This is a genomic window from Pseudomonas fluorescens (assembly GCF_041354075.1).
Taxonomy (GTDB): domain Bacteria; phylum Pseudomonadota; class Gammaproteobacteria; order Pseudomonadales; family Pseudomonadaceae; genus Aquipseudomonas; species Aquipseudomonas fluorescens_CE.
Map to the genome: position 1 here is coordinate 82652 of NZ_JARZGC010000004.1, position 15194 is coordinate 97845.

Below are 15194 nucleotides of genomic sequence, written 5' to 3' on the forward strand. Positions count from 1 at the left end.
GCGCTTAAAGCAAATTCTTTGTGTTAAGGTCCGATCCATGGCTATTAAAGAAGGTTTACGCCCAGGCGGCCGCAGCGCCAGGGTTCAGGAATCGATCCATTCAGCGGTCCGCGCGCTGCTGGCCGAACAGGACCGATCCAGCGTTACCGTCCCGCAGATCGCTGCGCGGGCAGGCGTCACGCCGTCGACCATTTATCGGCGCTGGGGCGACGTGTCGGCACTGCTGGCGGATGTGGCATTGGCGCGCATGCAGCCCGACAGCGAACCGGTCAACACCGGCAGCTTGCGCGGTGACGTGCAGGCGTGGGCGGAGCAATACCTGGATGAGATGAGTTCGGAACCCGGTCGCAACATGCTGCGCGATGTCCAGGCGAGCCCGACGCCTGGCTGCTGCGCGACTATCATCGCCGGGCAGTTGCAGGCGATTCTGGACCGTTACCCCGATCAGCCGAAACCGGGTGTCGATCGGTTGATCAACCTGGTGGTCGCGCCCTCGGTGTTCCGCATCCTGTTTTCCACGACGCCGCTGGAGGTTGAAGAGTTGCAGCAGTTGGTCGAGATGGCGCTCGCTCAGTAAACGCTTATCGCGAGCAGGCTCGCTCCCTCAGGGGGAATTGCGCTGGACGGTAGGGGCGAGCCTGCTCGCGACAGGATCTCACGGACCACCGAAATGAGCTGCGACACCCCGCCACGCCACGACCTTGGTCGACACTGACTAACGCAGACGGTCGTGCGAGACTGTCGGTCCGGGCACAAGCCCCGGGAGTCTTTTGTCTGGAGTTTCCATGTCGCTGTCCAGCGGGCTGATCGCCGCCGTCGCCCTGGCCTATATGGCCATCATGTTCGCAATCGCCTTCTACGGTGATCGACGCAGTACCCCGCTGCCTCCACGCGTGCGCGCCTGGGTGTACAGCCTGTCGCTGGCGGTCTACTGCACCAGCTGGACGTTCTTCGGCGCCGTCGGCCAGGCGGCCGAACAACTCTGGTCGTTCCTGCCGATCTACCTCGGGCCGATCCTGCTGCTGGTCTGCGCGCCGTGGGTCCTGCAAAAAATGGTGATGATCAGCAAGCAGGAAAACATCACGTCCATTGCCGACTTCATTGCCGCCCGCTATGGCAAATCCCAGTCCCTGGCGATTGTCGTGGCGCTGATCTGCCTGGTCGGCGTGCTGCCCTACATCGCCTTGCAACTCAAGGGCATCGTGCTGGGCGTGAACCTGTTGATCGGCGCCGGCGCCGACGCCATGGGTACTCGCGCACAGGACACCGCGCTGATCGTCTCCCTGGTGCTGGCGTTGTTCACCATTGTGTTCGGTACGCGCAACCTCGACGCCACGGAGCACCACCGTGGCATGGTGCTGGCAATTGCCTTCGAATCGCTGGTCAAGCTGTTCGCCTTTCTCGCGGTTGGCGCCTTCGTGACCTATGGGCTTTATGACGGTTTCGACGATCTGTTCAACCAGGCCATGCTAGCCCCGCGCCTGGAGGAATACTGGAAGGAAACCATCAACTGGCCGTCGATGGTGGTGCAGACCGGCGTGGCGATGATGGCGATCATCTGCCTGCCGCGACAGTTCCACGTCACGGTGGTGGAAAACATCGACCCGCAGGATTTGCGCCTGGCCAAATGGGTATTCCCGGCCTACCTGGCGCTGGCGGCGCTGTTCGTCGTGCCGATTGCCCTGGCCGGTCAGATGATGCTGCCCAGCTCGGTGATACCGGATTCGTTCGTCATCAGCCTGCCACTGGCCCAGGCCCATCCCGCGCTGGCCATGCTGGCTTTTATCGGTGGCGCCTCGGCAGCGACCGGCATGGTGATCGTCGCCAGCGTGGCGCTGTCGACCATGGTCTCCAACGACATGCTGTTGCCGTGGTTGCTGCGCCGCAACAACGCCGAGCGCCCCTTCGAAGTGTTCCGCCAGTGGATGCTCTCGGTGCGCCGGGTCAGCATCGTGGTGATTCTGCTGCTGGCCTACGTCAGCTATCGTCTGTTGGGTTCCACCGCCAGCCTGGCGACCATCGGCCAGATCGCCTTCGCCGCCGTGACCCAACTGGCGCCCGCCATGCTCGGCGCGCTGTACTGGAAACAGGCCAATCGCCGAGGCGTATTCGCCGGCCTCGCCGCCGGCACCTTCCTGTGGTTCTACACGCTGATTCTGCCGATTGCCGCCCACAGTCTCGGCTTGTCGTTGAGCAGCTTCCCGGGCCTGGCCTGGCTGCACAGTAACCCGCTCAACCTGCCGATTACACCCCTGACCCAAGGCGTGGTGCTGTCACTGGCCGGCAACTTCACCCTGTTTGCCTGGGTGTCCGTGCTCTCGCGCACCCGCGTCTCGGAACATTGGCAGGCGGGCCGCTTCATCGGTCAGGAGATCAGCGCCCGCCCCAGCGCCCGTTCGATGCTGGCTGTGCAAATCGATGACCTGCTGCAACTGGCGGCACGCTTCGTCGGCGAAGAACGCGCCCGCCAGAGTTTTATCCGTTTCGCCTATCGCCAGGGCAAAGGCTTCAACCCGAACCAGAACGCCGACGGCGAATGGATCGCCCACACCGAACGCCTGCTGGCCGGCGTGCTCGGCGCCTCATCGACGCGCGCGGTGGTCAAGGCCGCCATCGAAGGTCGGGAAATGCAGCTTGAGGATGTCGTGCGCATCGCCGACGAAGCCTCGGAAGTGCTGCAGTTCAACCGCGCCTTGTTGCAGGGTGCGATCGAGAACATCACCCAGGGCATCAGCGTGGTTGACCAGTCACTGCGCCTGGTGGCGTGGAACCGGCGTTATCTGGAGCTGTTCAACTATCCGGACGGCCTGATCAGCGTCGGCCGACCGATTGCCGACATCATCCGCTACAACGCCGAGCGCGGCCTGTGCGGCCCGGGTGAGTCGGAAGTGCACGTCGCCCGCCGCCTGCACTGGATGCGTCAGGGCCGTGCCCACACTTCCGAACGACTGTTCCCCAACGGCCGGGTGATCGAGCTGATCGGCAACCCGATGCCCGGCGGCGGTTTTGTCATGAGTTTTACCGACATCACCGCATTCCGCGAGGCCGAACAGGCGCTGACCGAGGCCAACGAAGGCCTCGAGCGCCGGGTGACGGAACGCACCCATGAACTGTCGCAACTCAACGTGGCGCTGACCGAGGCCAAGGGCACCGCCGAAACGGCCAACCAGTCGAAGACCCGCTTCCTGGCAGCGGTCAGCCATGACCTGATGCAACCCCTGAACGCCGCGCGACTGTTTTCCGCCGCCCTGTCGCACCAGGAAGACGGCTTGTCCAGTGAAGCGCAGAAACTGGTGCAACACCTGGATTCGTCACTGCGCTCGGCCGAAGACCTGATCAGCGACCTGCTGGACATCTCCCGCCTCGAAAACGGCAAGATCAACCCGGACATCAAGCCGTTCGAGCTCAATGAGCTGTTCGATATCCTCGGTGCGGAATTCAAGGCACTGGCACGCGAGCAAGGGATCAAGTTCCGGGTGCGGGGCAGCCACCTGCGGGTCGACAGTGACATCAAGTTGTTGCGCCGGATCCTGCAGAACTTTCTGACCAACGCCTTCCGTTATGCCAGAGGTCCGGTGCTGCTGGGGGTTCGTCGGCGCAAGGGCGAGCTGTGCCTGGAAGTCTGGGATCGAGGCCCGGGAATTGCCGAAGACAAACTGAAGGTGATCTTCGAAGAGTTCAAGCGCCTCGACAGCCACCAGACCCGCGCCGAGAAAGGTCTCGGGTTGGGCCTGGCGATTGCCGATGGGCTGTGCCGTGTGCTGGGTCATTCGCTGCAGGTGCGCTCGCGGCTCGGACGCGGCAGTGTGTTCAGCGTCCGCGTGCCGTTGACTCAGGCGCCCGTCGCCGCCCCGGTCAATGCGACCGAGTTGAACGGCAAGCTCCTCGGCGGCGCGCAAGTGCTGTGCATCGACAACGAAGACAGCATCCTGATCGGCATGAACAGCCTGCTGACCCGCTGGGGTTGTCAGGTCTGGACCGCCCGCAACCGCGACGAATGCGCGGCGCTGTTGAGCAGTGGCGTACGTCCGCAACTGGCCCTGGTGGATTACCACCTGGACGATGGCGAGACCGGAACCGAGTTGATGGGCTGGTTGCGTACCCGTCTGGGCGAACCGGTGCCGGGTGTGGTGATCAGCGCCGACGGCCACCCGGAGACGGTGGCCCAGGTACACGCTGCGGGCCTGGATTATCTGGCCAAACCGGTGAAGCCGGCGGCGCTGCGGGCGCTGTTGAGCCGGCATTTGCCGTTGTGAGGGGTCTTTTGTCGTCTGGGGCATCGCCTTCGCGGGCAAGCCCGCTCCCACAGGGTTTGGGTTGATCCCCTCTTTTGTGAACGACCCAGTCAGTTGTGGGAGCCGGCTTGCCCGCGATGATGTCAGCTCGGTCGCCTATTCGGGCAACTCGACCAACCCATCCACATCAGTCATCGCCCGCTCCAGCAAGTCGGCCGGCAGGCTTTTGCTCGCCCGCGCGCCCAGCAGCTTGAGCTGCTCGCTGCGGCTGACCAGATTGCCGCGTCCTTCCGTCAGCTTGTTACGCGCCGAGCTGTAAGCCTTGTCCAGTTGCTGCAAACGATTGCCGACTTCATCCAGGTCCTGGATGAACAACACGAACTTGTCGTACAGCCACCCTGCCCGCTCGGCGATCTCCCGCGCATTCTGACTCTGGCGCTCCTGCTTCCACAGGCTGTCGATGACCCGCAAGGTGGCCAGCAAGGTGGTCGGGCTGACGATCACGATATTGCGGTCGAAGGCTTCCTGGAACAGGCTCGGCTCTGCTTGCAGGGCGGCGGAGAACGCGGCCTCGATGGGCACGAACAACAAGACGAAATCCAGGCTGTGCAGACCGTCCAGGCGTTTGTAGTCCTTGCCGGCCAGCCCTTTGACGTGGCTGCGCAGCGACAGCACATGCTGCTTGATGGCGATTTGAGCGATGCCGTCGTCTTCGGCCGCGACGAACTGCTGATAGGCCGTCAGGCTGACCTTGGAATCGACCACCACCTGCTTGTCGCCCGGCAGATAGATGATCACGTCCGGCTGGAAACGCTCGCCATCCGGGCCCTTGAGATTGACCTGGGTCTGATACTCACGCCCCTTCTCCAGTCCGGCATGCTCAAGCACCCGCTCCAGAATCAGCTCGCCCCAGTTGCCCTGGGTTTTCTGGCCCTTCAACGCGCGGGTCAGGTTGGTGGCTTCGTCGCTCAGACGCAGGTTCAGCTGTTGCAGGCGCTCCAGCTCCTTGGCCAGGGAAAAACGCTCACGAGCCTCGGCCTGGTAGCTTTCCTCGACGCGCTTTTCAAATGACTGGATACGTTCCTTCAACGGGTCGAGCAATTGCCCCAGGCGTTGCTGGCTGGACTCGGCGAACCGCTGTTCGCGCTCATCGAAAATCTTTCCGGCCAGCTCGGCGAACTGGGCGCGCAACTCGTCCCGCGAACCTTGCAGGTCCGCGAGGCGCTGCTGATGGCTTTCCTGTTGCTCACGCAGTTCGGCATTCAGGGAAGCGGTCTGGGCGTCCAGGCGACGCAACTCCGCCTCTTTGCCGGCGCGCTCGATGTTCCACGCATGGGAAGCGTCGCGGGCGTCATCACGCTCGATCTGCAACAGCTCGACTTCACGGCGCAGCGCGGCCAGGTCGGCTTGTTTGGCGGCGTTGGCCTGGCCCAGATCGGCAATTTCGTCGCGACTGGCCTCAAGCTGCGCGCTCAGCCCGTCCTGCGCCAATTGGGCCATGGCCAGGCGCTCTTCGAGCAGTGCGACGTCCGACTGGCAGTGACTCGCCCGGCGCTGCAGTTGCCAGGCCAGCGCCAACAACGGCAGTGCAGCCCCTGCCAGACCAAGCAATATGCTGGTCAAGTCCATCGCCATCGCCATTCCTGCCCATTCGATAAAACCTGAAGGTTAACCAAGGTGTCAGGTCTTGGACAGCTCAGTCTTCGATCAGCCCCAGTTCTCTCTGGGCCCGCAGATCGCCGGCGCGCGCGGCCTGGCGCAGGAGATCCTGGCCTATGCGACGGTCCCGGGCATTGCCACACTCGCGGCACATCAATTGCCCGAGACGGCTCTGCGCGGCCACCACGCCTTCGCGAGCCGGCTGCTTGAGCAAACGTCCGGCGAGGTGTTTGACGTTGGTGTTTTCTCCCAGGCGCGGGCTGTCGAGCAGCCACTCGGCCACACGCATTGAAATGCGCTTGGGTGGGGTAACACGGGAGGGTTGATCGGTGACAGAAACTGATACGGAGCGAAACTTCATAAAGCACTGTGGGGCAGATCGGAAGGCGCGCCACTCTACTCTCTTTTTCTTACAGGTAAAGTCTAAATATTCCTGGCACCCGCGTCCTAGAGCAAGCGCTCGGGACAATCCACAGAAGCTGTGGATAACTCAGTGGACAACCGCCCTTGAACTCGCGCAAAGCCCTGTGGAATGGGGCTCGCAGACAAACTGACGATTTTTTCACCAGTAAAAAAAAGCGATGTTTTTCATTGACTTAAATTTTGCTTGCAGGCAGCCACTGCGCTTGCAAGCCATATGACAGCGAGGTTACAGCTTGCGCAACTAATGTGCACAAGTACCTCCAGGACGGTTATATCGGTGCGCTTTTTCGGCGCATTTTGTTACTGGATCTGGGGATAACCGAGGCAAACCCCGTACTGGACGCTGTATTCAAGCCGACGAACGTCACCCACCGATTGTCGGATTCTGTGCCTTTTCGGGGCGAACGATCTCAAATGCCCCGCGCATGAGGCGCGAGTACCGCACGCTGCGCGTTTTTTGCTTGGCACGCTTCCCTTCCGTCATTCAATCGATTACTATCTGCGGCGTTAGTACCAAGCTGAAAGTCAATTCTGGTCGAACAAATCCCCCCGGTGTGCCTTCTTACGGAAAGCCCGAACCGAACAAGCGGGATCGACCACCTCGATGGTTTCCAGGTAAATCTTGCGTCAACACGGCCTTTGAATTGAATGCAAAGGGTGTTGCGAAGCTCACTTACTCTGACCGAACCAACCTGCAAATTGATCAGGATCTTCACCCCGGGCCCAGAACCTTTGCCCTTGATGTGTTGCCTGCCCTCCTAAGTACCTACCTGCCAGCCCAAGCGCGCCAATTTATTCAGCGCTTCAAACTGGCTGCTTTGTTCCAGTCGGGTTCTTCGTTCGACCAATGGTGGTCGTCGTTACTGGAACGTTTTAATTTTGCACGGTTCCTATCCGTGTCGCTTGCAGGAACACCTTTAATGACTACTCAAATCCATGCTCAGGATGCCATCCGCACCCTAACCAACGCTTTTGCACCCATGAACTGCCTGATCATGGCCGCTCGCAAAGGCTGCTTCAGTTTCACCCTGGTCAACGAACACGGCATCGCTCGTCACAGCGAACGCCTGTACCCCGATCAATACTCCAGCGCCGAACCGCTGCAGGCCGTGATCGAGCGTACCCGTCAGGCACTGGTTGCCTGACACGCCAGCCAGGCTGAAAAGCCAAAAGCCTCGCTTCCACAGCGGGGCTTTTTATTGCTTCAAGTTTCTGTTTCGCCCGTCAGCGCTTAAGCACCGATCGGTATAACGATTATAACTGCGGATCGGAAATATTTTAAAAACAGTCCTTTACAGCACGAATATGACACTAGACTTCAAGTCAAGCGGCTTGATCCGCTTCCGGCGAGCCTGAGTCTCGATCCACCGCTGCCAACGCTCCCTCTCAGGACTCGCCGACCACTTCATGTTCCGAGGGTGTTATGGGTATCGCTGCCAGCGAACTGTGCCGTTATGTCATTCGTCCGACCTTGATCTACCTTGGGCGCCATAGCGCAACGGCCGAATCCCTGCTGCTGGGCATTGCCGCCAGTCAGTCAGCCCTGGGTCAAGCCCTGCATGACCGCCGTGGCCATGGCTTGTACCGAATTGCCGAACCCCGCCATCAGGCACTCTGGGACCATTACCTGGCGCTGGATCCGGAACGTGCCAGCCTGGTCCGTGGCCTGGCCAGCCAGCACGCTTTTCTCAGTGGCCCTCACCTCGAACTCACCGTCAACCTGCGTTACGCCACAGCCATCGCCTGGCTGCTGGTGGAAGAACAGAACACTCCTCTCCCCGAAGCCAATGATCTGCTGGGTATGGCGCGCATCTGGCGCCAGACCTTTCAGCCGCAAGGACGCCTCAGAGACTTCACCTACGCCTGGCAAACCTGTGTTTCACCGCTGAATCAGGTTGCCTGCTGACTCACCTCGCCTGAAAGATCGCGCAACATGTGGCGAATCTGGTTGGATTGTCCTACAAAACCGCTCTAAATCAAGCAATACAGCCTATAGCGCCCGAACGAAAATGTTGGTAATTTTCGCCCCGGTGATCACCAGGAGTTCTAATAATGAAAAAAGTAATGCTCAAAACCACCCTTAGCCTCGCCGTTACCCTCGCCTCCACCCAGATCTTCGCGAGTGGCTTTGCCCTCAACGAGCAAAGCATCAGCGGGATGGGCACAGGTTTTGCCGGGCGATCTTCAGCTGCCGACGACGCATCCACCGTATTTGGCAACCCTGCCGGCATGTCGCGCATCAAGCGTGAACAAGTCACCGGCGGCGTTGCATTCATCGACGCACACACCGACATCAGCGACGTCAGCTCCCGCCCAAGCGGTGGCACCAACAAAGGTGACATGGTGCCGTTCATGGGCGTACCGATGGGCTACTACGTCAAGCCAATCGATGACCACTGGGCGTTCGGCCTGGGCGTCTACGCGCCATTCGGCCTGGTGACCGACTACGAAAACAGCTTTTCCGGCCGTTACTTCGGCAGCAAAAGCGAAGTCAAGATCGTGACCGTCCAGCCAACCATCAGCTACGCCTTCAACGATGTGGTGTCGATCGGTTTCGGCCCGACCATCAACCGTATTGACGGCAAGCTGGAATCAAACCTGTCGCTCAACCCTGCTGCTCCCGATGGTCAAGTCAAGATCAAGGGCGACGACACCGCACTGGGTTACAACTTCGGCGTATTGGTTCAAGCCACCGACAGCACCAGCCTCGGCCTGACCTACCACTCGAAAGTGAAATACAAGCTCGACGGTGACACCAAGGTCAACTACGGCGTGCTGGCTGCCCTGGGTCAGAACCCAAACCAGAAGTTTGACGCTTCGCTGGACCTGACGACGCCTGAGTCCGTGGATTTCTCGGTGACTCACAAACTCGATGACCAGTGGACCTTGTACGCCGGCAGCACCTGGACTCGTTGGAGCCGCCTGAAGGAAATCACCGTTGAAAACAGCGGCGTTCCTGCGGCGCTGGCGGCTCGTGGCCTGGGCACCATCACCGAAGAACAGAACTGGCACGACACCTGGGCACACGCCATCGGTGCGTCCTACAAGGTGAACAAGGAGTGGGTGCTGCGTACCGGCTTCTCGGTTGACCAGGCACCGACCAACAACGAAAACCGCTCCCCACGCATCCCGACTGGCGATCGCAAGATTTTCAGCCTGGGCGCCGGCTGGAGCCCGACCGATGACCTGACCATCGATGTGGCCTACTCCTACCTGTGGGAAGAGTCCGTCAAGGTCAACAACAGCAACGGCCGCCAGGCTTACAGCGCCAAGTATGAAAACTCGGCGAACGGTTTTGGTGTCGGCGCGACCTATCGCTTCTGATGATGCCGGGCGAGCCTGAACCACTCGCCACCTGAAGCAAAAAAGCCCCGCTCTCTGAAACAGAGGCGGGGCTTTTTAGTGGCCGTCGATCAGGGTTGTGAAGCCAGGGCCTTTTCCACGGCACTGATGAATTCGGGATCATCGGGTTTGGTCAGGCTGGAAAAGTTGGCGATGACCTTGCCCTTGCGGTCGACGACGTATTTGTAGAAATTCCACTTCGGCGCCGAACTCTGCGCAGCCAGCACCTGGAACAGATGCGTCGCATCGTCACCGCGAACCTTCTGCGGCTCGGTCATGGTGAAGGTCACGCCGTAGTTCACGTAACATACCTTGGCGGTCTCTTCGCCATCCTTGGACTCCTGTTTGAAGTCATTGGACGGCACGCCAATCACTTCCAGCCCCTGCCCCTTGTAGTGCTGACTCAGCGCCTCCAGCCCTTTGAATTGCGGGGCGAAGCCACAAAAGCTGGCGGTATTGACCACCACCAGCGGTTTGCCAGCGAAGCGCTGGCACAGGTCGATCGACTCCTTGGCACGCAGCTTGGGCAGCGAGCCCTGCAACAGCTCCGGACACTCGGCGGCATGCGCCAGCCCGGTAAACGCAACGAGTAACGCCGGAACGGCAAGCCAACGCATCAACATGTCCAGTTATCCTTGAAAAGTCTCTGCCATGAACTTACTCGCCCACGCCTCGTGCTAGCAAGCGCCCATTCCCAATTGCATCAGCGCCAGCCCGCCCTGGTGCCAGCCCCACCACACCAGGGCCAGCAGCAGGATACCTGTCGCTGCCACGGCGATTCGCGGCCAGAGGCTGTTCATGTCGCGCTCATCTGCGTCTGCAGACGCGCCACGGGCCGCTCACGCACCGGCCAGTTCAAGGCGGCGGCCATCAGGCTCAACAGAATCGCTACCTGCCAGATCAAGTCATAGCTCCCGGTCCGGTCATACACCACCCCGCCCAGCCAGCCGCCGAGGAACGAGCCCAACTGGTGGAACAGGAAAACGATCCCCCCCAGCATGGACAGGTTTCGTACGCCGAACAAGGTCGCCACGGTGCCGTTGGTCAACGGCACCGTCGACAGCCACAGGAAGCCCATCGCCATGCCAAACAGGTAGGCGCTGGTCGTGGTCACCGGTGCCCAGATAAACAGCACGATCACCACCGCCCGCAACAGATACAGGCCAGTCAGCAGGCGCGGCTTGGACATGCGCCCACCGAGCCAGCCGGCGGTGTAGGTACCGAAGATGTTGAACAGGCCGATCAGCGCCAGCACCGTGGTGCCCACCGTGGCCGGCAGATGCTGATCCACCAGGTAGGCCGGCAGGTGCACGCCAATGAACACCACCTGGAAACCGCAGACAAAAAAGCCGAACGCCAGCAACCAGAATCCGGAATGGGAACAGGCCTCGCGCAGCGCTTCGGACAAGGTCTGCTCGTGGCCAACCACGGGCAATGGCTTGTCCTTGAGCATGCTCACCAGCGGCACGATCATCGCCACCAACAGGCCCAGCACCAGCAAGGCCGCCGACCATCCCAGCCAGCCGATCAAGCCCAGCGTGCCGGGCAACATGGCGAACTGGCCAAAGGACCCTGCGGCGCTGGCGATCCCCATGCCCATGCTGCGTTTCTCCGGCGGTACTGCCCGCCCGACCACACCAAGAATGACCGAAAACGAAGTGCCCGACAGACCGATACCGATCAGCAGGCCGGCGCTCAATGACAAGGTCAGGGCAGAGTCCGACAAGCCCATCAACGCCAGGCCAGCGGCGTAGAGCACACCGCCGATCAACACCACTTTCGCCGCGGCGAAGCGATCGGCCAGGGCGCCGGTAAACGGCTGGGCGAGCCCCCAGATCAGGTTCTGCAACGCAATGGCAAAGGCAAAGGTTTCACGTCCCCAGCCGAACTCGGCACTCATCGGCGCCAGGAACAGCCCGAAACCATGTCGCACCCCCAGGGACAGCGCCAGAATGAGCGCACTCCCCAACAGAACCCAACCGCACGTACGCCACATCGATGTCATTTTCTTATTCTCCGGTCGCGGGTATATACCCGCTTGAATTTGCATGAACCGGCTTCAGGCCAGTTCATCCAGCAACTTGAGCAAGGTTTCACGTTTTTCAGCACCCAGGCGATCAACCAGTCGCTGCTGCGCCGCCTCCCAGGCAGGCAGGGCCGCCGTCAGGCGTTCAGCACCGGTCTCGGTCAACTTGACGATGCGGTTGCGCATGTCCTCGCCCTCGACCAGCATGACCAGGCCTTCGCCCTCCAGCACCCGCAAATTGCGCCCAAGCGTGCTGCGGTCCAGCCCCATCGCTTCGGCGAGGGAAGAAATGCTCGGTTCATTCAGACGTTGCAGGTTACACAACAAAGAATACTGGGCGACGTTGATTCCGAAGCCATCGAGAGCGCCGTCGTAATGCCTGCTGACGCCACGGGCGGCACGACGCAGGTTGATGCATAGACATTGGGATTCGAGCATGGTGCGTGTATATACCCGCGTGTGTGGTTGCTCAAGATACCGCGTTTACTCAGTGGCTGGAAGGTGTCGGGGGCTCGCTCCCGCAGGTGAACCGCATTACCTCGTGGGAGCGAGCCTGCTCGCGATGGCGCCAGCCGGTCATTCGATGATCTTCAGAACACCGCCAACCCCACCAGCACCGCCACTTCCATCAACTCCAGCAATGCTCCCGCCGTATCGCCCGTGGTGCCGCCCAACCGGCGCATCATCATCTGTCGCCCCCCGACAAACACCAGCACCGCCAGGACCAGCGCCCAGAGCCCGCTCAATCCGGCGATCAATACACAGGCCAGCGCGCTGATGCCCAGGACCTGCTTGCCGGCCGTGCGCGGCAGATGATCGGCCAGCGCCTGGCCGAGGCCACCTGCCCGCACATAAGGCGTCGTCAGGAACAGCCCCAACAAGGCCGCGCGCCCGATGAGCGGCACGATCAGCAGCAGGACAGCGTGCTGTTGCTCGATCAGCGCCAGCAACGCACAGAACTTCAGCAGCAACACCAGCACCAGCGTGACCACGGCGATGGGCCCGCTGCGTGGGTCCTTCATGATCGTCAGCGTTCGTTCGCGGTCGCCGAAACCACCCAGCCAGGCATCGGCGCTGTCCGCCAGCCCATCCAGATGCAGGGCGCCGCTGAGCAACACCCACGCGCTCAACAACAACGCCGCGTGCAGCAACGTCGGCGTACCGAGCAGCAACGCATTCAAGCTCCACAGGATCAGGCCAAACAACAGGCCCACCAGCGGGTAAAACAGCAACGAACTTCCCAGCGCCTTGGGTTCCGGCATCGCCGACAGACGAACCGGCAGGCTGCTGAGAAATTGCAGGGCGATCCAGAACGGCAACATGATCAGATCGCTTCCTTGAGGGTCATGTCGGATTCGACTTGCAGAGAAAACAACGCGCCATGGCCAACCTCGACGTTGAGCAACTGCTCACGGGGCAATCCCCGCGCCTGGGCCAGCAGCAAACGCATGACGCCGCCATGACTGATCAGCAACACCCGCTCACCGACATGGGCGGCCTGCAGCCGGGCAACGGCCGCCAGCACCCGCGCCGAAAAATCCTCGACGCGCTCGCCTTGCGGCGGCGTAAACGAATAAGGATCAGCCCAGAACAAGCCCAGCGCCTCGGCGTCCGTTTCCATCAACGCTGCTGCGCTCTGCCCTTCCCAGTCACCGAAATGCAGCTCCTGCAGATCAGGCTCCAGTTGCACCGGCAACTCCAGTTGCGCCCCGAGCGCCTGGGCGAACCGCGCACAGCGTTGCAACGGCGAGCTGACCAGCCGATCCCACGGCCCCTGCCCGAGCACTGCCGCGCGCATCTGCGCCCAACCGGCGTCGGTCAACGCATCGTCGAGGCTGCCGCGCAGGCCGCCGCCGCGTTCGGTTTCGCCGTGGCGCAGCAGGTCCAGGCGCAGAGTCATGCCGGACGATCTGCCACGGCGGCCTCGGCAAACGTCGCCATCTGCCCGTGCAGGTCGCAGGCCAGGCGCAACACCGGCACGGCCAACGCCGCGCCGCTGCCCTCGCCCAGGCGCAAGCCCAGCTCCAGCACCGGGTCAGCCGCCAGGGTGTCGAGCACATGAGCATGGCCTGGCTCGGCACCGCGATGTCCGAACAGCAGCCATGGCCGAGCCTGAGGGTTCAAGCGCACCGCCAGCAACGCCGCGACGCTGCAGATGAACCCGTCCACCAGTACCGCCACCCCTTCCTGGGCGCACGCCAGGTAGGCGCCAACCAGTGCGGCGATTTCAAATCCACCCAGGTTGAACAGGGTCTGCAACGCATCGCCGCGCTGCGCCCCGTGCAAGGCCAATGCCCGCTCGATGACCTGCGCCTTGTGGTTGACACCCGCCGGGTTCAGGCCGGTGCCCGGCCCCGTCAGTTGCCCGACCGGGCAATCGAGCAAGGCGCAGGCCAGCGCACTGGCAGCCGTGGTATTGCCGATGCCCATCTCGCCGCCGATGAACAACCGCGTCCCTGCCGCGACGGCACGCAACGCGCTGTCACGACCGGCCTGCAAGGCGAGCTCGCCTTGGACGCGGGTCATGGCCGCCCCCTGGACAAAATTCGCCGTGCCCGCACCGACGTTCAAGTGGCGCACGCCCGGCAGGTCCAGCGTCGGTGTCACCGTGCCGAGGTCGACCACTTCAAGGGAGGCACCGAGCTGGCGCGCCAGCACACTGATCGCCGCACCACCGCTGACGAAATTGCGCAGCATCTGACCGGTCACCGCCTGGGGAAACGCCGACACACCTTCGGCCACCACCCCGTGGTCACCGGCAAAAATGGCGATCCACAGCTGATCCAGATTCGGCTTGACCTGCCCTTGCAGGCCGGCCAATTGCACGGCCAGCGACTCCAGACGGCCGAGTGAACCGGCGGGTTTGGTCAGTTGCTGTTGACGTGCCTGCGCCTGTTCGACGGCTTGGGTGTCGATCGGTTGGCAAGGGTTCAGCCACCAGGATTGAGTCATAACGCAGTTCCTTTCAAAGTCAGGGGCAAGCCGGCGATAGTCAGCACCACGCGCTGGCAACGTTCAGCCAGCGCTTGATGCAGCCAGCCGGCTTCATCGACATAACGGCGAGTCAATTCGCCCAGCGGCACGACACCCATTCCGGTCTCGTTGCTGACAAAAACGATTTCACCCGGCAGTTGCGCCAGGCAGTCGAGCAGCGCCTGGCGTTCGCGTGACAGGCGCCCGGCGTCGTCGAGCATCAGCAGATTGGTCATCCACAGGGTCAGGCAGTCCACCAGCAGGCAACGGTCTGCCCGGGCGTTTTCCTGCAGGACACGGGCAAGGTGAACCGGCTCTTCGATCAGCGCCCATTCGGCCGGACGCCGCGCACGATGATGGGCCACCCGCTCATTCATTTCACCGTCCAGAGGCTGGCTGGTGGCGATGTAGGTCACGGCCAGGCCGGTATCGGCTGCGAGCTTTTCGGCCAGGCGGCTCTTGCCGGAGCGGGCACCGCCGAGGATCAGTTGAAGCATGGTGTGTTCCCTGGCTTGATCCGTGGGAGCGAGCCTGCT

15 protein-coding genes are annotated in these 15194 nt (G+C 61.9%); 5 read left to right on the top strand and 10 right to left on the bottom strand.

Going from position 1 to position 15194, the window contains the following annotated elements:
• The first annotated feature begins 37 nt into the window (after nucleotides 1-37).
• On the top strand, nucleotides 38-577 hold the full coding sequence (locus QIW53_RS06425) for a TetR/AcrR family transcriptional regulator (protein ID WP_371048807.1): 540 nt from the start codon (nucleotides 38-40) through the stop codon (nucleotides 575-577).
• A gap of 208 nt (nucleotides 578-785) precedes the next feature.
• A complete protein-coding gene (locus QIW53_RS06430) occupies nucleotides 786-4256 on the top strand; it encodes a hybrid sensor histidine kinase/response regulator (RefSeq protein ID WP_371048808.1) in 3471 nt (1156 codons plus the stop codon).
• A 135-nt stretch (nucleotides 4257-4391) separates the two neighbouring features.
• On the opposite strand, the gene rmuC is transcribed toward QIW53_RS06430, so the two are convergent.
• Both rmuC and QIW53_RS06440 read right to left on the bottom strand, forming a co-directional pair.
• Nucleotides 4392-5756, bottom strand: coding sequence for a DNA recombination protein RmuC (rmuC, locus tag QIW53_RS06435; protein WP_371049077.1), 1365 nt, complete (start codon nucleotides 5754-5756; stop codon nucleotides 4392-4394).
• A 175-nt stretch (nucleotides 5757-5931) separates the two neighbouring features.
• Nucleotides 5932-6255 (bottom strand): sel1 repeat family protein, encoded by a 324-nt coding sequence (locus tag QIW53_RS06440; protein ID WP_371048809.1) that lies wholly within the window; start codon nucleotides 6253-6255, stop codon nucleotides 5932-5934.
• 982 nt (nucleotides 6256-7237) lie between these two features.
• Between QIW53_RS06440 and QIW53_RS06445 the strand changes: the two genes are divergently transcribed.
• The 3 genes from QIW53_RS06445 (at nucleotide 7238) to QIW53_RS06455 (ending at nucleotide 9641) form a co-directional block, all read left to right on the top strand.
• Entirely contained in the window at nucleotides 7238-7462 is a 225-nt protein-coding gene (locus QIW53_RS06445) for a hypothetical protein (protein WP_130908481.1), read from the top strand.
• 278 nt (nucleotides 7463-7740) lie between these two features.
• A complete protein-coding gene (locus tag QIW53_RS06450; RefSeq protein ID WP_371048810.1) occupies nucleotides 7741-8223 on the top strand; it encodes a hypothetical protein in 483 nt (160 codons plus the stop codon).
• Nucleotides 8224-8369: 146 nt separating this feature from the next.
• Nucleotides 8370-9641, top strand: coding sequence for an OmpP1/FadL family transporter (locus QIW53_RS06455; RefSeq protein ID WP_192302034.1), 1272 nt, complete (start codon nucleotides 8370-8372; stop codon nucleotides 9639-9641).
• A gap of 89 nt (nucleotides 9642-9730) precedes the next feature.
• On the opposite strand, the gene QIW53_RS06460 is transcribed toward QIW53_RS06455, so the two are convergent.
• The 8 genes from QIW53_RS06460 to cobU all read right to left on the bottom strand — a co-directional run bounded on the left by QIW53_RS06460 (nucleotide 9731) and on the right by cobU (nucleotide 15155).
• Nucleotides 9731-10282: a glutathione peroxidase gene (locus QIW53_RS06460; RefSeq protein ID WP_201189632.1), complete on the bottom strand. Its 552-nt coding sequence runs from the start codon at nucleotides 10280-10282 to the stop codon at nucleotides 9731-9733.
• Nucleotides 10283-10336: 54 nt separating this feature from the next.
• Complete coding sequence (locus tag QIW53_RS06465) at nucleotides 10337-10459, bottom strand: hypothetical protein (protein WP_371048811.1); 123 nt, start codon at nucleotides 10457-10459, stop codon at nucleotides 10337-10339.
• Complete coding sequence (locus QIW53_RS06470) at nucleotides 10456-11664, bottom strand: MFS transporter (RefSeq protein ID WP_371048812.1); 1209 nt, start codon at nucleotides 11662-11664, stop codon at nucleotides 10456-10458. The genes QIW53_RS06465 and QIW53_RS06470 overlap by 4 nt, the downstream gene beginning before the upstream one ends.
• 54 nt (nucleotides 11665-11718) lie before the next feature.
• Nucleotides 11719-12123 (bottom strand): MarR family winged helix-turn-helix transcriptional regulator, encoded by a 405-nt coding sequence (locus QIW53_RS06475; protein WP_371048813.1) that lies wholly within the window; start codon nucleotides 12121-12123, stop codon nucleotides 11719-11721.
• A 152-nt stretch (nucleotides 12124-12275) separates the two neighbouring features.
• Entirely contained in the window at nucleotides 12276-13007 is a 732-nt protein-coding gene (locus tag QIW53_RS06480; protein WP_371048814.1) for an adenosylcobinamide-GDP ribazoletransferase, read from the bottom strand.
• A 2-nt stretch (nucleotides 13008-13009) separates the two neighbouring features.
• Nucleotides 13010-13585, bottom strand: a complete 576-nt coding sequence (gene cobC, locus QIW53_RS06485; protein WP_371048815.1) for an alpha-ribazole phosphatase family protein — start codon at nucleotides 13583-13585, stop codon at nucleotides 13010-13012.
• Nucleotides 13582-14637, bottom strand: a complete 1056-nt coding sequence (gene cobT / locus QIW53_RS06490) for a nicotinate-nucleotide--dimethylbenzimidazole phosphoribosyltransferase (RefSeq protein WP_371048816.1) — start codon at nucleotides 14635-14637, stop codon at nucleotides 13582-13584. Before cobT ends, cobC begins: the two co-directional genes overlap by 4 nt.
• Nucleotides 14634-15155 (bottom strand): bifunctional adenosylcobinamide kinase/adenosylcobinamide-phosphate guanylyltransferase, encoded by a 522-nt coding sequence (cobU, locus tag QIW53_RS06495; protein ID WP_371048817.1) that lies wholly within the window; start codon nucleotides 15153-15155, stop codon nucleotides 14634-14636. The genes cobT and cobU overlap by 4 nt, the downstream gene beginning before the upstream one ends.
• Nucleotides 15156-15194: the final 39 nt, after the last annotated feature.